General features: G+C 64.7%; 21 protein-coding genes. 12 read left to right on the plus strand and 9 right to left on the minus strand.

The features are described from left to right. Positions 1-75: 75 nt before the first annotated feature. The gene (locus AC25MA_RS10025; protein ID WP_220467265.1) at positions 76-1,611 is read left to right on the plus strand and encodes a SulP family inorganic anion transporter; all 1,536 of its coding nucleotides are present in this window, start codon (positions 76-78) and stop codon (positions 1,609-1,611) included. A gap of 157 nt (positions 1,612-1,768) precedes the next feature. On the opposite strand, the gene AC25MA_RS10030 is transcribed toward AC25MA_RS10025, so the two are convergent. Further along, on the minus strand, positions 1,769-2,410 hold the full coding sequence (locus AC25MA_RS10030; protein ID WP_486971991.1) for a hypothetical protein: 642 nt from the start codon (positions 2,408-2,410) through the stop codon (positions 1,769-1,771). A gap of 381 nt (positions 2,411-2,791) precedes the next feature. Between AC25MA_RS10030 and coxB the strand changes: the two genes are divergently transcribed. From coxB to AC25MA_RS10050, 4 genes are read left to right on the plus strand one after another with little or no spacing between them, the layout of a single operon-like run. Continuing rightward, positions 2,792-3,919: a cytochrome c oxidase subunit II gene (coxB, locus tag AC25MA_RS10035; RefSeq protein ID WP_028688695.1), complete on the plus strand. Its 1,128-nt coding sequence runs from the start codon at positions 2,792-2,794 to the stop codon at positions 3,917-3,919. Between the two features lie 31 nt (positions 3,920-3,950). Beyond that, complete coding sequence (ctaD, locus tag AC25MA_RS10040) at positions 3,951-5,540, plus strand: cytochrome c oxidase subunit I (protein ID WP_023628965.1); 1,590 nt, start codon at positions 3,951-3,953, stop codon at positions 5,538-5,540. A 10-nt stretch (positions 5,541-5,550) separates the two neighbouring features. Next, entirely contained in the window at positions 5,551-6,108 is a 558-nt protein-coding gene (locus tag AC25MA_RS10045) for a cytochrome c oxidase assembly protein (protein ID WP_028688694.1), read from the plus strand. Positions 6,109-6,124: 16 nt separating this feature from the next. After that, positions 6,125-7,012 carry a cytochrome c oxidase subunit 3 gene (locus tag AC25MA_RS10050; RefSeq protein WP_028688693.1) on the plus strand — a complete coding sequence of 296 codons (888 nt, stop codon included), beginning with the start codon at positions 6,125-6,127 and terminating at the stop codon, positions 7,010-7,012. A gap of 33 nt (positions 7,013-7,045) precedes the next feature. On the opposite strand, the gene AC25MA_RS10055 is transcribed toward AC25MA_RS10050, so the two are convergent. Further along, positions 7,046-7,249 carry a twin transmembrane helix small protein gene (locus AC25MA_RS10055; protein WP_028688692.1) on the minus strand — a complete coding sequence of 68 codons (204 nt, stop codon included), beginning with the start codon at positions 7,247-7,249 and terminating at the stop codon, positions 7,046-7,048. 63 nt (positions 7,250-7,312) lie between these two features. On the opposite strand from AC25MA_RS10055, the gene AC25MA_RS10060 reads away from it, so the two are divergent. Genes AC25MA_RS10060 through AC25MA_RS10080 form a run of 5 tightly spaced genes read left to right on the plus strand, consistent with a single transcriptional unit; the run spans position 7,313 to position 11,196 of the window. Then, positions 7,313-8,056: an SURF1 family protein gene (locus tag AC25MA_RS10060; RefSeq protein ID WP_088851674.1), complete on the plus strand. Its 744-nt coding sequence runs from the start codon at positions 7,313-7,315 to the stop codon at positions 8,054-8,056. Further along, positions 8,022-8,600: a hypothetical protein gene (locus AC25MA_RS10065; RefSeq protein WP_486971992.1), complete on the plus strand. Its 579-nt coding sequence runs from the start codon at positions 8,022-8,024 to the stop codon at positions 8,598-8,600. Before AC25MA_RS10060 ends, AC25MA_RS10065 begins: the two co-directional genes overlap by 35 nt. 9 nt (positions 8,601-8,609) lie before the next feature. Then, positions 8,610-9,683 (plus strand): COX15/CtaA family protein, encoded by a 1,074-nt coding sequence (locus AC25MA_RS10070; protein WP_028688689.1) that lies wholly within the window; start codon positions 8,610-8,612, stop codon positions 9,681-9,683. Then, positions 9,668-10,567, plus strand: coding sequence for a heme o synthase (gene cyoE / locus AC25MA_RS10075; protein ID WP_028688688.1), 900 nt, complete (start codon positions 9,668-9,670; stop codon positions 10,565-10,567). Before AC25MA_RS10070 ends, cyoE begins: the two co-directional genes overlap by 16 nt. Further along, positions 10,564-11,196: an SCO family protein gene (locus AC25MA_RS10080; RefSeq protein ID WP_028688687.1), complete on the plus strand. Its 633-nt coding sequence runs from the start codon at positions 10,564-10,566 to the stop codon at positions 11,194-11,196. The genes cyoE and AC25MA_RS10080 overlap by 4 nt, the downstream gene beginning before the upstream one ends. Positions 11,197-11,333: 137 nt before the next feature. Here AC25MA_RS10080 and AC25MA_RS10085 read toward each other — a convergent pair whose 3' ends face one another. The 3 genes from AC25MA_RS10085 to AC25MA_RS10095 all read right to left on the minus strand — a co-directional run bounded on the left by AC25MA_RS10085 (position 11,334) and on the right by AC25MA_RS10095 (position 13,847). Continuing rightward, positions 11,334-12,104 carry a MetQ/NlpA family ABC transporter substrate-binding protein gene (locus AC25MA_RS10085; RefSeq protein WP_028688686.1) on the minus strand — a complete coding sequence of 257 codons (771 nt, stop codon included), beginning with the start codon at positions 12,102-12,104 and terminating at the stop codon, positions 11,334-11,336. Positions 12,105-12,168: 64 nt separating this feature from the next. Then, positions 12,169-12,840, minus strand: a complete 672-nt coding sequence (locus AC25MA_RS10090; protein ID WP_028688685.1) for a methionine ABC transporter permease — start codon at positions 12,838-12,840, stop codon at positions 12,169-12,171. Further along, positions 12,840-13,847 carry a methionine ABC transporter ATP-binding protein gene (locus AC25MA_RS10095; protein ID WP_062359991.1) on the minus strand — a complete coding sequence of 336 codons (1,008 nt, stop codon included), beginning with the start codon at positions 13,845-13,847 and terminating at the stop codon, positions 12,840-12,842. The genes AC25MA_RS10090 and AC25MA_RS10095 overlap by 1 nt, the downstream gene beginning before the upstream one ends. A 223-nt stretch (positions 13,848-14,070) precedes the next feature. On the opposite strand from AC25MA_RS10095, the gene katE reads away from it, so the two are divergent. Beyond that, positions 14,071-16,215: a catalase HPII gene (katE, locus tag AC25MA_RS10100; protein ID WP_028688683.1), complete on the plus strand. Its 2,145-nt coding sequence runs from the start codon at positions 14,071-14,073 to the stop codon at positions 16,213-16,215. 93 nt (positions 16,216-16,308) lie between these two features. On the opposite strand, the gene AC25MA_RS10105 is transcribed toward katE, so the two are convergent. The 4 genes from AC25MA_RS10105 to zur all read right to left on the minus strand — a co-directional run bounded on the left by AC25MA_RS10105 (position 16,309) and on the right by zur (position 19,176). Beyond that, the gene (locus AC25MA_RS10105; protein WP_062359987.1) at positions 16,309-17,016 is read right to left on the minus strand and encodes a PA5502 family lipoprotein; all 708 of its coding nucleotides are present in this window, start codon (positions 17,014-17,016) and stop codon (positions 16,309-16,311) included. Positions 17,017-17,145: 129 nt separating this feature from the next. Then, positions 17,146-17,928, minus strand: coding sequence for a zinc ABC transporter permease subunit ZnuB (gene znuB / locus AC25MA_RS10110; RefSeq protein WP_028688681.1), 783 nt, complete (start codon positions 17,926-17,928; stop codon positions 17,146-17,148). Beyond that, complete coding sequence (gene znuC, locus AC25MA_RS10115; RefSeq protein WP_028688680.1) at positions 17,921-18,694, minus strand: zinc ABC transporter ATP-binding protein ZnuC; 774 nt, start codon at positions 18,692-18,694, stop codon at positions 17,921-17,923. The genes znuB and znuC overlap by 8 nt, the downstream gene beginning before the upstream one ends. Beyond that, positions 18,691-19,176, minus strand: a complete 486-nt coding sequence (gene zur, locus AC25MA_RS10120) for a zinc uptake transcriptional repressor Zur (protein ID WP_028688679.1) — start codon at positions 19,174-19,176, stop codon at positions 18,691-18,693. The genes znuC and zur overlap by 4 nt, the downstream gene beginning before the upstream one ends. An 18-nt stretch (positions 19,177-19,194) precedes the next feature. Here zur and AC25MA_RS10125 point away from each other — a divergent pair, with 18 nt between their 5' ends. Then, positions 19,195-20,151 (plus strand): zinc ABC transporter substrate-binding protein, encoded by a 957-nt coding sequence (locus AC25MA_RS10125; RefSeq protein WP_051555603.1) that lies wholly within the window; start codon positions 19,195-19,197, stop codon positions 20,149-20,151. Positions 20,152-20,198 lie beyond the last annotated feature (47 nt).

Here is a 20,198-nt window from a genome sequence, read left to right on the forward strand (position 1 = left end):
CTCGCGCCTGCGCGTCATTCAGGGTTCCCCGTGCTGGCGGCCAGCGGAATGGCCGTGAATCTAGAAAGGAGCTACATGGTGAACATGACACAGATAAAGGCGGCCCTGCCGCGCGAGTTGCTGGCTTCGGTGGTGGTTTTCCTGGTCGCCCTGCCGTTGTGCATGGGCATTGCCATCGCCTCGGGCATGCCACCGGCCAAAGGACTGATCACCGGCATCATTGGCGGTATCGTGGTGGGTTTTCTTGCCGGCTCGCCATTGCAGGTCAGCGGCCCGGCGGCGGGGCTGGCAGTGCTGGTGTTCGAACTGGTGCGCCAGCATGGCGTGGCGATGCTCGGGCCGATCCTGCTGCTGGCCGGCCTGCTGCAACTGCTGGCCGGGCGCCTACGCCTGGGCTGTTGGTTCCGGGTCACGGCGCCGGCGGTGGTGTACGGCATGCTCGCCGGGATCGGCGTGCTGATCGTGCTGTCCCAGGTGCATGTGATGTTCGACACGGCGCCACAACCCTCGGGCGTGGACAACCTGCTGGGCTTCCCGGCGACGCTGGCTTCGGCCCTGCCGCTGGAAAGCGCGGGCAACGGCTGGCAAGCCGGCGCGCTCGGGCTGGGCACGATCGCCATCATGTGGGGCTGGGAGCGCCTGCGCCCGCAGCGGCTGCGCTTCATCCCCGGTGCCCTGCTTGGGGTGGCGACGATGACGGCCGTCAGCCTGTGGCTGGCGCTGCCGGTCAACCGCGTTCAGGTGCCGGCCGATCTGTCCGAGGCCATCGACTGGTTGCGTCCGGATGACCTGCTCAAGTTGGCCGACCCGACCCTGCTGGTGGCGGCTTTCGCCCTGGCCTTCATCGCCAGTGCCGAGACCTTGCTGTCCGCCGCAGCCGTCGACCGCATGCACAGCGGCCAGCGTTCGGACTTCGACCGTGAGTTGTCGGCGCAAGGTGTTGGCAACATGCTCTGCGGGGTGCTTGGTGCGCTGCCGATGACCGGGGTGATCGTGCGCAGCTCGGCCAACGTCCAGGCCGGCGCGCAGACACGGGCCTCGGCGATCTTCCACGGTATCTGGCTGCTGGCCTTCGTGGTGGCGCTGAGCAGCGTGCTGCAGCAGATCCCGGTGGCCAGCCTGGCTGGGGTGTTGGTCTATACCGGCGTCAAGCTGGTGGACTTCAGGGCGTTCCGTGGTCTTGGCCGCTATGGACGGATGCCGATGTTCACCTATGCGGCGACTGCACTGGCAATCATCTTTACTGACCTGTTGACCGGCGTGTTGCTGGGCTTTGCCCTCACCCTGCTGAAGCTGGCGTTCAAGGCGGCGCGTTTGAAGATCAACCTGGTGGCGCTGGACGTGCCGGGGCACATGGAGCTGCGCCTGAGCGGGGCGGCGACCTTCCTCAAGGTGCCGGCGCTGACCCAGGTGCTGGACACGGTACCGGAAGGGACCACGTTGCATGTGCCGCTGGGCAACCTGAATTATATCGACCATTCCTGCCTGGAACTGCTGGAGGACTGGGGGCGCAGTGGCGCGGCCAAGGGCTCGCGGCTGGTGCTGGAGCAGCGGCGTTTGAAGCGGCGGGTCGAGGGACGGCTGCGGACTACGGCGGGGGTTGGGGCCTAGTCTGATCTGAGGATCCTGGGGCTGCTGCGCAGCCCTTTCGCGACACAAGGCCGCTCCCACAGATACAGCGCAGAAATTGAATCATGCACTGAACCTGTGGGAGCGGCCTTGTGTCGCGAAAGGGCCGCAAAGCGGCCCCGGCAATTTTGAGGTTTGCTCAGGCCGATTGCCCCAGCTCCACACCAAGCTGGCGCGAAAGGCACGGCCAGCGTTTCCACGCGGCGCCAGTTTCCGGGCTCGACAGCTTGTCGCGGTAGGCCTCCACCGATTCCACGGCAAAGCTCTCGTCATCAAGCATCTCATCCACCGAATGATGCACCACCTCATCCAGCTGGTTGGCAAACGTCTCGCCGATCAGCTGATGGGCGATCAGGTTGGCGACCGTGGTATCCACCGGAATCAGCGGCTGCTGGAAATGGCGGATATACAGGTCGTTGACCTCCTCGACCAGGCGATGCGCCAGGTAGGCCTCGTCCAGCAGGCAGTCCAGCCCGACCTGCCCCGCCATCACGCTCGGCGGCTGCAGGAAGTAGGCCTCGGCAATTTTCAGTACCGGTTTGATCTGCGTCTCGATGCCGGCTTCGAGCGCCACGTTGTGCGCGGCTTCGAGCAGTTCCGGAACCTCGTTGATGTAGGCGCCGACAAAGCGCGCCAGGGTACCCTGGGCATCCTGCTGGGGTAGTTGGATCGATGGATGCAGGTGTGGCAGTTGCAGTTCGAGGCGGGCTTTCAGTTGGCCTGTACGGCTCTCATGTTGATGGGCATTTTCGATCTGCTCGCGTACAGCAGCGATGTTCATGACAACTCCAGGGACATGGCGTTACAAACGGAAGACACTAAGTTAGCTTGCTTACGAGAATGGCTAAGACGCATTTGTTATATCTCTCACGTGCGTGTAGGAAATTGGCTATATCAAAGTGCCATTATTGTGTCCCGGCCCAGTATTCATGAGGCTTTCAGAGCAAACGTTTGGTTGAGCCAAGATCATTTCAAGTGCTGCGTTGCGCACCATTGGTCGGTGTCTATACTCCGGGTGAAACGTGATTCGTTGATGAGGCCCGACTGCCTTAAGCAGGGGGCTCGGTCGTCGAAGCCAGGCAGTCTTGGCCACCGTTCCCCCCTTTGTCGTAGCAGGTCGTCCACGCCTCCGGGACTACAAGAACGATAAGGGGAACCCGCAATGATGCGACATCCACATGTCTGGATGGGCCTGTTGCTGTGGTCGTTGTTCGGTCAGGCACAGGCAGCATGGACGGTGAACATGGCGCCCGGGGCGACGGAAGTCTCCCACGCAGTGTTCGACCTGCACATGACCATCTTCTGGATCTGCGTGATCATCGGCATCGTGGTGTTCGGCGCGATGTTCTGGTCGATGGTCATCCACCGCCGCTCGACCGGGCAGCAGGCCGCGCACTTCCACGAGCACACCTGGGTCGAGATCCTCTGGACAGTGGTTCCCTTCCTGATCCTGGTGGCCATGGCCATTCCGGCCACCAAGACCCTGATCGACATCTACGACGCCAGCGACTCGGACATCGACATCCAGGTCACCGGCTACCAGTGGAAGTGGCACTACAAGTACCTGGGCCAGGACGTCGAGTTCTTCAGCAACCTGGCCACCCCCGCCGAGCAGATCCACAACAAATCGCCGAAGGATGAGCACTACCTGCTCGAGGTCGACCAGCCGCTGGTGCTGCCGGTGGGCGCCAAGGTGCGCTTTTTGGTGACCGCCGCCGACGTCATTCACTCCTGGTGGGTGCCGGCCTTCGCGGTCAAGCGCGACGCCATCCCCGGTTTCGTCAACGAGGCCTGGACCCGGGTCGAGAAGCCGGGCATCTACCGTGGCCAGTGCACCGAGCTGTGCGGCAAGGACCACGGCTTCATGCCGGTGGTGGTCGAGGTGAAGTCCAAGGCCGACTACGACACCTGGCTTGGCGAGCGCAAGGCCGAGGCGGCCAAGCTCAAGGAGCTGACCAGCAAGGACTGGACCCTCGAAGAGCTGGTGGCACGCGGCGACAAGGTCTACCACACCACCTGCGTGGCCTGTCACCAGGCCGAAGGCCAGGGCCTGCCGCCGATGTTCCCGGCGCTCAAGGGCTCGAAGATCGCCACCGGGCCCAAGGAAGCCCACCTGGGCATCGTCTTCCACGGCAAGCCCGGCACCGCCATGGCGGCGTTCGGCAAGCAACTCTCGGAAGTCGATATCGCCGCCGTGGTCACCTACGAACGCAACGCCTGGGGCAACAACAAGGGCGACATGGTCACGCCGAAGGACGTGCTGGCGCTCAAGCAGGCGGAAAGCAAATGAACCGGTGCCTTAGGGTTGCAGGAGACAGGACATGAGTGCAGTGATCGACGACCACGCCCACGGTCATGAACACGCCCACGGCCCGGCCAAAGGCCTGATGCGCTGGGTGCTGACCACCAACCACAAGGACATCGGCACGATGTACCTGTGGTTCGCCTTCACCATGTTCCTGCTCGGCGGCTCGTTCGCCATGGTGATCCGCGCCGAGCTGTTCCAGCCCGGCCTGCAGATCGTGGAGCCGGCGTTCTTCAACCAGATGACCACCATGCACGGGCTGATCATGGTGTTCGGCGCGGTGATGCCGGCGTTCGTCGGCCTGGCCAACTGGATGATCCCGCTGATGATCGGTGCCCCGGACATGGCCCTGCCGCGGATGAACAACTTCAGCTTCTGGTTGCTGCCGGCGGCGTTCCTGCTGCTGGTCTCGACCCTGTTCAGCCCCGGTGGCGGTCCGAACTTCGGCTGGACCTTCTACGCCCCGCTGTCGACCACCTACGCCCCGGCGAGCGTGACCTTCTTCATCTTCGCCATCCACCTGATGGGCATCAGCTCGATCATGGGCGCGATCAACGTGATCGCCACCATCCTCAACCTGCGCGCCCCGGGCATGACCCTGATGAAGATGCCGCTGTTCGTCTGGACCTGGCTGATCACCGCGTTCCTGCTGATCGCGGTGATGCCGGTGCTGGCCGGCGTGGTGACCATGATGCTGATGGACATTCACTTCGGCACCAGCTTCTTCAGCGCCGCCGGCGGTGGCGACCCGGTCTTGTTCCAGCACGTGTTCTGGTTCTTCGGCCACCCCGAGGTGTACATCATGATCCTGCCGGCCTTCGGCGCGGTCAGCTCGATCATCCCGGCGTTCTCGCGCAAGCCGCTGTTCGGCTACACCTCGATGGTCTACGCCACCGGGGCCATCGCCTTCTTGTCGTTCATCGTCTGGGCCCACCACATGTTCGTGGTCGGCATCCCGGTGGTAGGCGAGCTGTTCTTCATGTATGCGACCATGCTCATCGCCGTGCCCACCGGGGTGAAGGTGTTCAACTGGGTCAGCACCATGTGGGAAGGCTCGCTGACCTTCGAGACACCGATGCTGTTCGCCATCGCCTTCGTCATCCTGTTCACCATCGGTGGCTTCTCCGGCCTGATGCTGGCCATTGCGCCTGCGGACTTCCAGTACCACGACACCTACTTCGTGGTCGCCCACTTCCACTACGTACTGGTGCCCGGGGCGATCTTCGGCATCTTTGCCTCGGCCTACTACTGGCTGCCGAAGTGGACCGGCCACATGTATGACGAAACCCTCGGCAAATTGCACTTCTGGCTGTCGTTCGTTGGCATGAACCTGGCCTTCTTCCCCATGCACTTCGTCGGCCTGGCTGGCATGCCACGCCGGATCCCGGACTACAACCTGCAGTTCGCCGACTTCAACATGGTCTCGTCGATCGGCGCGTTCATGTTCGGCGCCACGCAGATCTTCTTCCTGTTCATCGTCATCAAGTGCATCCGCGGTGGCGCGCCGGCACCGGCCAAGCCTTGGGACGGCGCCGAGGGCCTGGAGTGGTCGATTCCTTCGCCGGCGCCCTACCACACCTTCCAGACCCCGCCGGAAGTGAAGTAGGAGCCTGCCCATGGACGGCCTGTCGCTCAAACGCCTGGTCAGCCGCTTGCTGATGCTGACCGTGGTGATGTTCGCCTTCGGCTTCGCCCTGGTGCCGATCTACGATGTGATGTGCAAGGCTTTCGGCATCAACGGCAAGACCGGCGGGCAGTACGCGGGCACCCAGGTGAGCGACCCGTCGCGTTCGGTGCGGGTGCAGTTCATGTCCACCAACGCAGGCGACATGAGCTGGGAATTTCATTCCACCGCCGACCAGATCGAGGTCAACCCGGGGGCGGTGAACCAGATGATCTTCATCGCCCGCAATCCGACCAACCAGCCGATGAGCGCCCAGGCCATCCCCAGCATCACCCCGGCCGAGGCTGCGGCGTACTTCCACAAGACCGAGTGCTTCTGCTTCACCCAGCAGGTGCTGCAGCCGGGCGAGCGCATCGAAATGCCGGTGCGCTTCATCGTCGACCGCGACCTGCCGGAGTCGGTGAAGCACCTGACCCTGGCCTACACCCTGTTCGACATCACCGCTCGCCACCCGCCAGTCGCCCATGTCGCGACCGAGGCCGCCCGTTGAGGGAAGGAGATCAAGCATGGCAAGCCACGAGCACTACTACGTCCCGGCGCAGAGCAAGTGGCCGATCATCGCCACGATCGGCATGTTCATCACCGTGTTCGGCCTGGGCACCTGGTTCAACGATCTCAAGGCCGGCCACCCGGAGTCCCACGGGCCGCTGATCTTCTTCATCGGGGGGCTGTTCCTGGCGTACATGCTGTTCGGCTGGTTCGGCGCGGTGGTCAAGGAGAGCCATGCCGGCCTATACAGCGCGCAGATGGACCGTTCCTTCCGCTGGGGCATGAGCTGGTTCATTTTCTCCGAGGTGATGTTCTTCCTGGCCTTTTTCGGCGCGCTGTTCTACGTGCGGGTGCTGGCCGGGCCGTGGCTGGGGGGCGATGGAGCCAAGGGCGTGGCGCACATGCTCTGGCCCAACTTCGAGTTCGTCTGGCCGCTGCTGCACACACCGGACCCGAAACTGTTCCCGCCGCCGAAGGAAGTGATCGACCCGTGGCACCTGCCGCTGATCAACACCATTCTGCTGGTTAGCTCCAGTGTGACCGTGACCATCGCCCACCATGCCCTGCGCAAAGGCCATCGTGGCCCGCTGAAACTGTGGTTGGGGCTGACCATCCTGCTGGGGCTGGGGTTCCTTGCGCTGCAGGCCTACGAGTACCACGAGGCCTATAACAAGCTGGGGCTGACCCTGGGGTCGGGGATCTATGGCGCGACGTTCTTCATGCTCACCGGCTTTCACGGCGCGCACGTGACGCTGGGGACATTGATCCTGTTCGTGATGTTCTGCCGGGTGATGCGCGGGCACTTCGAGCCGGACAAGCACTTCGGTTTCGAGGCGGCGAGCTGGTACTGGCACTTCGTGGATGTGGTGTGGGTGGGGTTGTTCATATTCGTGTATGTGCTTTGAAGGGCGGCGCGCTCCTACAGGGATCGAGGTAATTCAGAACGGCGCGTGGGAGACCAACTGCCCGCTGATAAAGCCCCAGGCCACCAGCGCGATGGTCAGGGTGGCGAGGGCGACACGTACGGTAAGGGCCTTGAGCAGGCGGGTCGACTGGTCGTCGTCCTTGACCAGGAACACCAGGCCACTGAACAGGCTGGCGATGGTGGCCAGCAGCATCAGGACAATCGCGGCCTTGAGCATGGCGTAACTCCAGGGGGATGCGGTGATGAGTACAAGTATAGCGCTCGACCTGACGAGGCCCTGGTGAGGCCGTTTCGCCCCGGCCTGTTGCCGACCCTGGTGGTGCTCGCGCTGCTGCCGGGCCTGATCGCGCTCGGCTGCTGGCAACTGCGCCGCGCCGATGAGAAGCGCGACCTGCTCGCCGCGTACACCGAGCGCCAGATCGAGGCGCCGGTCGCTGTCGATCAACTGCGCCAGCTGCCGGATCCGGCGTTCTATCCCGTGCATTTGTATGGCCGCTTCGACGCCACCCACAGCCTGCTGCTGGACAACCAGATGCGCGACGGCAAGGCCGGCGTCGAGTTGCTGCAACCTTTCCACGACCAGGCCAGCGGGCTGTGGCTGCTGGTCAACCGCGGCTGGCTGCCCTGGCCCGACCGTCGGGTGCCGGTGCGTTTCGACACCCCGGACCAGGCCCTGGCGCTGGACACCACGGTATACGTGGCGCCGGGCAAGACCTTCCAACTGCACCCGGACAATCCGGATGGCCGCTGGCCGCAACTGCTGACGGCCATCGACCCGGCCGGGCTCTGGCAGCAGCTGGGCCGCGAAGGCTTCGCCCAGGAACTGCGCCTGCAGCCCGGTCCGGCCGCCTACCGCCTGGACTGGCCGGTGGTCGCCATGGGGCCGGAAAAGCACCAGGGCTATGCCGTGCAGTGGTTCGCCCTGGCCACCACGCTGGTGCTGCTCTACCTGTACTTCGGCTGGCATCACAACGACAAGGAGAACCGCCATGGCCGCCGCCACGAGTCCACTGGACGCGCCTGACCACCGCAAGCCCCGGGGGCGTATGCAACTGTTGCTGATCCTGTTCGTCGTGCTCGGGCCGATGATCCTTGCCACCTTCATGTACAAGCTCAAGTTCTGGGTGCCGGAAGGGCGTAGCTATCACGGCGTGATGATCGGCAATGGCGAGGGCCGCGCGGACATCGGCATCGATGCCCAGGACGAGCGCTGGCAGCTGCTGGTCAGCGCCCCCGAGGCCTGCGCCGAGGAGTGCCGGCAACTGGTGTACCTGGCCCGGCAGATCCAGGTCGGCCTGGGTCGCGACGCCAGCCGCGCCAGCCATGCCCTGGCGGCGGCCCAACCGCTGACCGCCGACTACCAGGCCCTGCTGGGCCGCGAATACCCGCAGTTGCGGCGCTACCCGCTGGATGTTCAGCGTTATGTCCAGAAGGTCGGCGAAGTGGGCCCGCAGCTGTGGATCGTCGACCCCCACGGCAACCTGGTGCTGCGCTACGACGCCAAGGTCAACGGCAAGCATGTGCTGGACGACCTGCGTCACCTGCTCAAGCTGTCCAACATCGGCTAGGAGGCCGCCATGGCCAGACCCGGATTCCGTCTCGCTGTGTTCGCCACCCTGCTGGCGCTGCTGGTGGTGCTGCTCGGCGCCTATACCCGGCTGACCCATGCCGGCCTGGGCTGCCCCGACTGGCCGGGGTGCTATGGCTTCATCAGCGTGCCCAAGACCGATGCCCAGCTGGCCCATGCCGAGCTGCACTTCCCCGAGCACCCGGTGGAAGAAGCCAAGGGCTGGGCCGAGATGGTCCATCGCTATTTCGCCGGCACCCTGGCGCTGGTGATCGCCCTGCTCGCCTTCCAGGCCGTGCGCCGGCATGCCCGCGACGGCCAGCCCTACCGCCTGCCGGTGTTGCTGCTGGGCGTGGTGCTGGCCCAGGCGGCGTTCGGCATGTGGACGGTTACCTTGAAGCTTTGGCCCCAGGTAGTCACCGCGCACCTGCTCGGCGGATTCACCACCGTGAGCCTGCTTTTCCTGCTTTCCCTGCGTCTATCCCGGGCCTTTGCGCCATTGCCGAAACTGCCGCTGAGCCTGCGCCGCATCGCCGCGCTGGCGCTGCTGGTGGTCATCGGCCAGATCGCCCTGGGGGGCTGGGTCAGCGCCAACTACGCCGCCGTTGCCTGCATCGACCTGCCCACCTGCCATGGCCAGTGGTGGCCTGCGGCCGACTTCAGCAACGGCTTCCACCTGACCCAGCACGTCGGCCCCAATTACCTCGGTGGGCAACTGGACAGTGACGCGCGCACCGCGATTCATATCAGCCATCGCCTGGGCGCGCTGCTGGTCATGCTGGTGTTGCTGACCCTGAGCTGGAAGCTGCACCGCCACGGCCTGGGTGGCCTGGCTCGCCTGGTGTTGCTGGCGCTGGCGCTGCAACTGGGCCTGGGCATCAGCAACGTGCTGTTCCACCTGCCCCTGGGCGTGGCTGTCGCGCACAACGCTGGTGGCGCCTTGCTGCTGATGTGCATGGTACTGGTCAACTACCGCATCCGCGTGGTCGACAAGGTCCGTGTGGGCCACGGCTGGCGCCTGACGCCGGTGACCGGCGTGCACCTTTCCCATCAAATGAGGAACGATTCGTGGCGACGCTTCTGAGCACGGAACGCCAGCGCGCCGGATGGCGCGACTACATGGAGCTGACCAAGCCGAAGGTGGTGGTGCTGATGCTGATCACCTCGTTGGTGGGGATGTTTCTTGCCACCCGCGCGGGGGTGGCCTGGAGCGTCCTGCTGTTCGGCAACCTGGGGATTGGCTTGTGCGCGGGGGCCGCGGCGGCGGTCAACCACGTGGTCGACCGCCGCGTCGATGCACTGATGGCCCGCACCCACAAGCGCCCGCTGGCCCAGGGCCGGGTCGCGCCCTTGCCGGCCTTGCTGTTCGCCTTGCTGTTGGCCGTGGCGGGGATGGCCCTGCTGCTGGCCTTCACCAACCCCCTCACCGCCTGGCTCACCCTGGCTTCGCTGCTCGGTTACGCGGTGCTCTATACCGGCTTTCTCAAGCGTGCCACGCCGCAGAACATCGTGATCGGTGGCCTGGCCGGAGCGGCTCCGCCGTTGCTGGGCTGGGTGGCGGTCAGCGGGCACCTGGGCGCCGAACCACTGCTGCTGGTGCTGATCATCTTCGCCTGGACGCCACCGCACTTCTGGGCCCTGGCGATTCATCGCAAGGAGGAGTACGCAAAAGCTGATATTCCCATGCTCCCCGTTACCCACGGCGAGCGCTACACGGCCCTGCACATCCTGCTCTACACCTTGATATTGCTGGCGGTGAGCCTGTTGCCCTATGCCATCCACATGAGCGGACCGTTGTACCTGGCCTGTGCCATGGTCCTGGGCTTGCGCTTCCTGCACTGGGCCTGGGTGTTGTACCGTGGCACCCGGCCGCACGCGGCGATCAAGACGTTCAAGTACTCTATCGGCTACCTGTTCGCCTTGTTCATCGCGTTGCTCGTAGACCACTACCTGTTGCTGAACCTATGACCCGAACCCAGAAAACCGTCTTCATCCTCGTTGCCCTGGTCGCGCTGATCATGGGCCTGACCGTCAACAAGGTGCTCAACGACCGTGGTCAGTTGAATCCCACCGAGCTGATCGACGCCGGCATCATCCTGCTGCCGCAGAGCCGCACCGTGCCGGACGTGACCATGACCGACCAGAACGGCCAGCCGCTGGTGTTGGACCAGCTCAAGGGCAAGTGGTCGTTGCTGTTCTTCGGCTATACCTACTGCCCGGACATCTGTCCGACCACCCTGGCCCAGCTGCGCCAGGTGAAGAGCGAGCTGCCCAAGGAGGCGCTGGAGCGTCTGCAGGTGGTGCTGGTGAGCGTCGACCCGAACCGCGACACGCCGAACCAGCTCAAACAGTACCTGGGCTACTTCGACAAGGATTTCGTCGGGGTGGCGGGGTCGATCGAGGACACCCAGAAGCTGGCCAATGCCTTGAGCATTCCGTTCATCCCGGCCGATACCAGCAAGCCGGGCTACACCGTTGATCACAGCGGCAACCTGGCGGTGGTCGGGCCGGACGGGCGCCAGCGCGGGTTCATCCGTGCGCCGTTCAACAACCAGAAGCTGGTGGCGCAGTTGCCGGGGCTGGTCAAGCGCGACTGACCGTAGAAATGAATCGCGGGGCCTGCCCGCTCCCACACCAGAACGCAATCTGGCGTGGGAGCGGGCTGGCCCCGCGATTGGTGTTCGTTCCTCGGGCCTGCCGCGATGGGCCGCAAAGCGGCCCCGGGGATGTCAGCTTAGAACGCCGGAATCACCGCGCCCTTGTACTTCTCGGTGATGAACTGCTTCACCTCAGGCGAATGCAGGGCCGCAGCCAGCTTCTTCATGGCATCGGCGTCCTTGTTGTCCGGACGCGCCACCAGGATGTTCACGTAAGGCGAATCGCTGCCTTCGATCACCAGGGCGTCCTTCTCCGGATTCAGCTTGGCTTCCAGCGCATAGTTGGTGTTGATCAGCGCCAGGTCGACCTGGGTCAGCACGCGCGGGATGGTGGCCGCTTCCAGCTCGCGGAATTTCAGCTTCTTGTCGTTGCCGGTGATGTCCTTCACGGTCGACAGGATGTTCTTGCTGTCCTTGAGCTTGATCACGCCAGCCTTGTCCAGCAGCAGCAGGGCACGGCCGCCGTTGGTGGCGTCGTTGGGGATGACCACGGTGGCGCCGGATGGCAGTTCGTCGAGCTTCTTGTACTTGCTCGAGTAGGCGCCCAGCGGCTCCAGGTGCACGCCGGCAACGCTGACCAGCTGGGTGCCCTTGGCCTTGTTGAACTCATCCAGGTAAGGCTGGTGCTGGAAGAAGTTGGCGTCCAGGCGCTTTTCCGCGACCTGCACGTTCGGCTGGATGTAGTCGGTGAACTCCTTGACCTTCAGCTCCACGCCCTCCTTCGCCAGCTGCGGCTTGACGAAGTTGAGGATCTCGGCGTGCGGCACCGGGGTGGCGGCGACGGTCAGGGTCTCGGCGTGGGCCGAGAAGGCCGCGACGGCGGCGACAACAGCAAGCAGCTTCTTCATTGATCACTCCTTGTGAGGGCCGCGACGGCCCCCGAACGGGTCGGCCGGGCCGACCCCATTGGGGTTACTTACGGGAAAAATGCACGACCAGCTTGTCGCCGATCATCTGTAGCACCTGGACCAGGATCACCAGCAGTACCACGGTGACGATCATCACGTCGGTCTGGAAGCGCTGGTAGCCGAAGCGGATCGACAGGTCGCCCAGGCCACCGGCACCGACCACGCCGGCCATGGCGGTGTAGGACACCAGGGTGATGGCCGTTACGGTGATAGCGGCGATGATGCCCGGCATGGCTTCAGGGAGCACTGCCTTGAAGATGATCTGGCGGGTGGTGGCGCCCATCGACTGGGTGGCCTCGATGATGCCGCGATCCACTTCACGCAGGGCCGTCTCGACCAGGCGTGCGAAGAACGGCGTCGTGCCGACCACCAGCGGCGGAATCGCGCCCGCGACACCCAGCGAGGTACCGGTGATCAGTACCGTGATCGGGATCATCACGATCAGCAGGATGATGAATGGCACCGAGCGCACGATGTTGACGATGGTCGCCAGCACTGCGTAGATCTTCTTGTGCTCGAACATCTGCCGAGGGCTGAACAGGAACAGCACGACGCCCAGCGGCAGGCCGAGCAGGATGATGAAGGCCAGTGAGATGAACAGCATGACCATGGTGTCGTTGGTCGCTTGCCAGATCTCGACCCAGTCGACGTTGGCGAAATAGCTGAGGATGTCCATCAGCGCAGTACCTCCATATGTACATCAGCTGCAGTGAAGCGGGCGAATGCCGCGTCCATGTCTCCGCCGATCAAGGCGAGGGTCAGCTGGCCATAGGGAATGTCCTTGATGCGGTCGATGCGTCCGGCCAGGATGCTGTAGTCGACACCGGTTTCGCGGGCCACGGTGCCCAGCAGAGGCGCGTAGGTGGCGCAACCCTGGAATGTCAGGCGCACGATACGGCCCGGCACATGGGCGAAGTCGTCGCGTTGCTCGTTCTCGTCGATCTGCTCGTCCTCCTGGACGAAGCGCCGGGTGGTGGCGTGCTGCGGGTGCAGGAACACTTCAGCCACCGGGCCTTGCTCGACGATCTGCCCGGCGTCCATCACCGCCACGCGGTCGCAGACCCGGCGGATCACGTCCATCTCGTGGGTGATCAGTACGATGGTCAGTTTCAGCTCGCGGTTGATCTCGGCCAGCAGTTGCAGCACCGAGGCGGTGGTCTGCGGGTCGAGGGCGCTGGTGGCCTCGTCGCACAGCAGTATCTTCGGGTTGGTGGACAGGGCGCGGGCGATGCCGACGCGTTGTTTCTGCCCGCCCGACAGCTGCGCCGGGTACTTCTTCGCATGCTCGGACAGGCCGACACGGGCCAGCAGCTCGGTGACGCGCCTGTCGATCTCGCCACGCGACAGCTCGCCGGCCAGCACCAGCGGCAGGGCGACGTTGTCGGCGACGGTCTTGGACGCCAGCAGGTTGAAGTGCTGGAAGATCATACCGACCTGCTGGCGGAAGCGGCGCAGCTGGTTGGCGTCGAAGGCGGTGACGTCTTCGCCGTCGACCACGATCTTGCCGCCGGACGGCTCCTCGAGGCGGTTGATCAGACGCAGCATGGTGCTCTTGCCGGCACCGGAGTGGCCGATCAGGCCGAACACCTGGCCATCTTCGATGGTCAGGCTGGTCGGGTTCAGGGCCGGGATATCCCTACCGGCGACGCGGTAGGTCTTGTGGACATTTTGAAACTCGATCACTGAGCGAACCTTGTGGGGCGCATGGAATTTGGGTCAGCGGTTAGCCGGGGTCGCGCATTTTAGCCTTTTCCCCTGCCTGTTCTTAGCATTAATTTCGCAATGCTCCAATCCAATCGGCATATCGCGACGGTCGGCAATCCGATTGAACGCATCCGACGGCGGCCCAGTCACTAATTGAACAAGCCCGAATGGGCAGCCTGATGACTGATGAGGAGAGCCGAAGATGCCCAGCAAGACGCCCCAGGCGCCACAGCCCAGCCCTGTCGCCGGCACCGACACCCCGGACAAGGCCAACACCAACGCCAAGCTGCAGAGCCTGGAGGCTTTTCGCAGCGACGCCAGCGGCCAGGCGCTGCGCACCAACCAGGGGGTGAAGGTCGCCGACAACCAGAACAGTCTCAAGGCCGGTGTCCGCGGGCCTTCGCTGCTCGAAGACTTCATCATGCGCGAGAAGATCACCCACTTCGATCATGAGCGCATACCCGAGCGTATCGTCCATGCCCGCGGGACCGGCGCCCATGGATACTTCCAAAGCTACGGCTGCCATGCCGAACTGACCAAGGCCGGTTTCCTGCAAGATCCCGAGAAAATAACCCCGGTGTTTGTACGCTTTTCCACCGTGCAGGGCCCACGTGGCTCGGGTGACACGGTGCGAGACGTGCGCGGCTTTGCGGTGAAGTTCTACACCGATGAGGGCAATTTCGATCTGGTCGGCAACAACATGCCGGTGTTCTTCATCCAGGACGCGATCAAGTTTCCCGACTTCGTCCACGCGGTCAAACCCGAACCGCACAACGAGATACCCACCGGTGGCTCTGCCCACGATACCTTCTGGGACTTCGTATCGCTGGTGCCGGAATCCGCGCACATGGTCATGTGGGCCATGTCCGACCGCGCCATCCCGCGCAGCCTGCGGATGATGGAAGGCTTTGGCGTGCATACCTTCCGGTTGATCAATGCCCAAGGCGTGGCCAGCTTCGTCAAGTTCCACTGGAAGCCGCGCCAGGGCGTGCACTCGGTGCTGTGGGACGAAGCCCAGAAGCTTGCAGGCAAGGACACCGACTACCACCGCCGCGACCTGTGGGAAGCGATCGAGACCGGTCATTACCCGGAATGGGAACTGGGCGTGCAGATCGTGCCGGAGGCCGACGAGCACAAGTTCGACTTCGACCTGCTCGACCCGACCAAGCTCATCCCCGAGGAGCTGGTGCCGGTGACGCCGCTGGGCAAGATGGTGCTCGACCGCAACCCGGACAACTTCTTCGCCGAAGTGGAGCAGATTGCCTTCTGCCCGGGGCATATCGTGCCGGGCATCGATTTCAGCAATGATCCCTTGCTGCAGGGCCGGTTGTTCTCGTACACCGACACCCAGATAAGCCGCCTGGGCGGACCGAACTTCCACGAGATCCCGATCAACCGCCCTGTCGCGCCCAATCACAGCAGCCAGCGCGATGCCATGCACCGCATGACCATCGACAAGGGGCGGGCCTCCTACGAGCCTAACTCGATCGATGGCGGTTGGCCGAAGGAAACGCCGGCTGCCGCGCAGGATGGCGGTTTCGAGAGTTACCAGGAACGTATCGATGCGAACAAGATCCGCCAGCGCAGCGAGTCGTTCGGCGACCATTTCTCCCAGGCGCGGCTGTTCTTCCAGAGCATGAGCCCCACCGAGCAGCAGCACATCATCAAGGCCTACAGCTTCGAGCTGGGCAAGGTCGAGCGCGAGGCGATCCGGGCGCGGGAGGTGAACGAGATTCTGGCCAACATCGATCTCAAGTTGGCGGCAGCGGTGGCGGCCAACCTCGGGCTGCCGGCGCCGAAGGCCGGCACGGTCAAGGTCAAGGGCAGCAAGCCGGCGCAGTCAAAGGCCTTGAGCCAGATGAACCACCTCGGGGACATCGGCATCAGTGGGCGCAAGATTGCCATCCTGGTGGCTGATGGCGTGGATGACGCGAGTGTCGACAAGGTGGTCAAGGCGCTGGAGGCGCAAAGTGCGCGCCCCATGCTGCTCGGGCCGACTTCGGCACCAGTGAAGACTGCCGATGGCAAGCAGCTGCCGGTGGATGCGTCGATGGAGGGCATGCCGTCGGTGATGTTCGACGGCGTGTGGGTGCCGGCGGGCAAGGTGTCGTTGGAGGCGCTGGAAAACAGTGGCGTGGCCAAGCATTTTTTGCTCGAGGCCTACAAGCATCTGAAGCCCATGGGCGTAGCCAGTGAGGGCAAGCTCCTGCTGAACAAACTGGGGCTCAAGGAAGATGTGGGGCTGTTGCTGGGCGATGACCCGAAGGTGCTCGAGGCGTTTTTCAAGGCAGTCGAGGGTCACCGGGTGTGGGCGCGGGAGGCGGCTGCCGAAGTTGTTCCGGCATAGTCGGGGGCTGCTATGAAGCCCATCGCCGGCAAGCCGGCTTCCACAGGGATCATGTGTGGGAGCCGGCTTGCCGGCGATGGGGCCCTGTCAGGTTTATTGCTGGTGGGGAATCAACACCACCTGCGCCGGCAATGAGCGCTGGATCTCATGCTTTTGCTCAAGCTCGAAACCCCTGTCGAGCTTGCGCACGCGCTTCTCCAGCAGGGTCTTGAGCCACGGCGCGTCCTGGGTGCGCGGGACCTGGAACACCACCTCGCACTGGTAATTCACTACATCGGCGGCAATGTCATCCAACTGGCGGCGCATCGCCCGACTGTCGGTGGTCTTCAGCGCCACCACGGTGCTGGGCGCGGTCGGGTCGATGACCCGGGCCCTGGGCTTGGACTCGGCCGCCTTCAGCGCTGCCTCGGCCTTTTCCAGCTCGGCCTTGCGCGCCTGGGCCATGGCATCGCCGCCGGTCAGGGCCGGTGCCTGGGGCATCAGCGCCCGGGCGCGGGCCAGCGCGGTGGCGGCGGCATTCACGTCGCCTTTTTGCAGGACGATGCGGCTGCGTTGCAGGTAGGCCTCGGCCAGCTGGCGCTGGTGCGGCTCAAGGCGCGCATCGCCCGGTGCCTGGGCCTGCAGCGCTGCCAGCTGGTCTTCGGCGGTGGCCAGTTCGTTGCTGGCAATGCTTTGTTCCAGCTGCTGCCAGGCATCCGGCTGGGCAGGCGCGACCGGCTGCTCGACCGGCTTGCTGGAGCAGGCGGTCAGGAACAGGGAAAACGCGGCAACAAGCAGATAACGTGAGGCGAACGGCTTCATTCCTGCGACTCTCTATTTGCGCAAAAAGCGAGCAAGTCTACACCCAGGTGCGCACGCTCGAAAACGGGTCTTGTGTGACCTGCAAGCGATGAAAAGGTTGCAGGACGCGTCAGCGTGCGCCCTGGAATCTCAGCGTTTCGGCAACGCCAGGCTCAGCAAGAATAGCACCGCCGCACAGACCACGATCGAAGGCCCAGCCGGGGTGTCCTTGAACCAGGACAGCGCCAGGCCGCCGCAGACCGCGGTAACCCCCAGCAGGCTGGCGCCCACGGCCATCTGTTCCGGTGAGCGGGCGTGACGCTGTGCCGCGGCGGCCGGGATGATCAGCAGCGAGGTGATCAGCAGCACGCCCACGATCTTCATCGCCACCGCGATCACCACGGCGATCAGCAGCATCAGCGCCAAGCGCAGGCCGGCCACCGGCAGGCCCTCGACCATCGCCAGTTCCTCGTGCACGGTGACCGCCAGCAGCGGCCGCCAGAACATCGCCAGCAGCACCAGCACCAGCGCGCTGCCGCCGAGTATCCAGGCCAGGTCGGTGGGGCTGATTGCCAGCAGGTCGCCGAACAGGTAGGCCATCAGGTCGATCCGCACATCGTGCATGAAGCTCAGCACCACCAGGCCCAGCGACAGGGTGCTGGGCGCGAGGATCCCGAGCAGGGTGTCCGAGGCCAGTGGCTGGCGCTGTTGCAGGGTCACCAGCAGGATCGCCAGCAACAGGCAGCCGACGGTCACCGCCAACGCCGGGCTGACGTCCAGGGCGAAGCCCAGCGCCACGCCGAGCAGCGCGGCGTGGGACAGGGTGTCGCCGAAGTAGGCCATGCGCCGCCAGACCACGAAGGAGCCCAGCGGGCCGGCGACGAGCGCTAGCGACAGGCCGGCAAGCAGGGCGTAGAGAAGAAAATCAGCCATGCTTGCAGTGCTCTCCGTGGACATGGGCGCCGGGGGCGATCACCGAGCCGTGCAGGTCGTGGCTGTGATCGTGATGGTGGTGGTAGATGGCCAGGCTCGGCGCGTTCTGGCCGAACAGTTCGACGAAGGCCGGGTCGTTGCTGACCTGCTCCGGGTGGCCCGAGCAGCACACATGGCGGTTGAGGCAGACCACCTGATCGGTGGCGCTCATCACCAGGTGCAGGTCGTGGGAGACCATCAGCACGCCGCAGCCATGGCGGTCGCGCAGGCGGGTGATCAGGTTGTACAGCTCGGTCTGGCCGACCACGTCGACGCCCTGCACCGGCTCATCCAGCACCAGCAGCTCGGGTTCGCGCAGCAGGGCACGGGCCAGCAGCACGCGCTGCATCTCGCCGCCGGAGATGGTCTGGATCGGGTTGTCGATCACCTGCTCGGCGCCGACTTCCTGCAGCGCCGCCAAGGCTGCCGCGCGGTCTACCCCGGGAACCAGGCGCAGGAAGCGCAGCACCGACAGCGGCAGCGTGGCGTCTACCTGGATCTTCTGGGGCATGTAGCCGATGCGCAGTTTCGGCTTGCGCCACACCGTGCCGCGGTGCGGCTTGAGCAGGCCGAGCACGGCGCGCACCAGGGTGGTCTTGCCGGCGCCGTTGGGGCCGATCAGAGTGACGATCTGCCCGGGCGCGACGGCCAGATCGATGCTGTCGAGCACCGCCTCGCCGCCGAAGCTGACGCCGACCTGCTCAAGGCGGATCAGGGCGTCGCTCATGCCTTGCCCCGGCAGTTGCCGCACAACCCGACCACTTCGACCGTCTGCGTCTCCACGGCGAAGCCCACGGCCTTGGCGCTGCTGACGATGGCGTCGCTGATGCTGTTCTGCTCCAGCTCGATGGCCACATGGCAGGCGCGGCAGATCAGGAACTGGCCCTGGTGCGCATGCTCGGGGTGGCTGCAGCCGATGAAGGCGTTGAGCGAGGCGATGCGGTGCACCAGGCCGTTCTCCAGCAGGAAGTCCAGCGCCCGGTAGACGGTGGGCGGCGCGGCGCGACGGCCGTCCTGCTCGCTGAGCACGGCGAGGATGTCGTAGGCGCCCAGCGGCTTGTGGCTCTGCCACACCAGCTCCAGCACGCGGCGGCGCAGGGCGGTCAGGCGCAGGCCCTGACGGTTGCACAGCGCGTCGGCCTCGGCCAGCGCACTGTGGACGCAGTGGGAATGATCGTGGGGACGGTGGGCCAGCGGCGTGATGGACATGGGCAGCGACGGTTCAGGATGGAGACGTTATTATGTTACCTGTTTCTGACGACCCGAGTATCCACCGTGTCCCGATTCCTTGCCCTCTTTGTCGCTTTCATCGCTTTTTCGGCCCACGCCGACGTGCGCGTGCTGACCAGCATCAAGCCCCTTCAGCAGATCGCCGCCGCCGTCCAGGACGGTGTCGGCAGCCCCGACGTGTTGCTGCCGCCGGGGGCGTCTCCGCACAACTACGCGCTACGCCCCTCCGATGTACGCAAGGTCGCCGATGCCGACCTGCTGTACTGGATCGGCCCGGACATGGAAGGCTTCCTGCCCCGTGTGCTGAAGAGCCGCGCCAAGCCGACCGTGGCCGTGCAGTCGCTGTCGGGTATGCAGTTGCGTCACTTCGGCGAGGATAGCCACTCCCACGACGAGGAGGACCACGACGATCACGATCACGACCACCGTCCGGGCAGCCTCGATGCGCACCTGTGGCTGTCGTCGGTGAATGCCCGGGTGATCGCGGCGAAGATGGCCGGCGACCTGGCGGCAGCGGATCCGGCTAATGCGGCGCGCTACCAGGCCAACCTCAAGCTGTTCGTCGAGCGCATGGATGCCCTGGATGGGCGGATCAAACAGCGGGTAGCGGGGATCGCCGGCAAGCCGTACTTCGTGTTCCACGAAGCCTTCGACTACTTCGAGGCCGCTTATGGCCTGAAGCACGCCGGTGTGTTCAGCGTCGCCTCGGAAGTGCAGCCGGGCGCGCAGCACGTCGCCGCCATGCGCAAGCGCCTGCAGGCAGTGGGCAAGACTTGTGTGTTCAGCGAGCCGCCGCTGCGCCCGCGCCTGGCCGAGACGCTGACGGCCGGGTTGCCGGTGCGCCTGGCGGAGCTGGATGCGTTGGGGGGCAGCGATACAGTGGATGCCAGGGGCTATGAGCGCTTGCTGGAGAAGCTGGGCAGCGACCTGACCGGCTGTCTGGAACAGCTGTAGGAGCAGCCGCGAAGCAGGCGCCACGTTGTGTGGCACCCGCTTCGTGG

Source organism: Pseudomonas sp. P65(2024) (assembly GCF_057480955.1).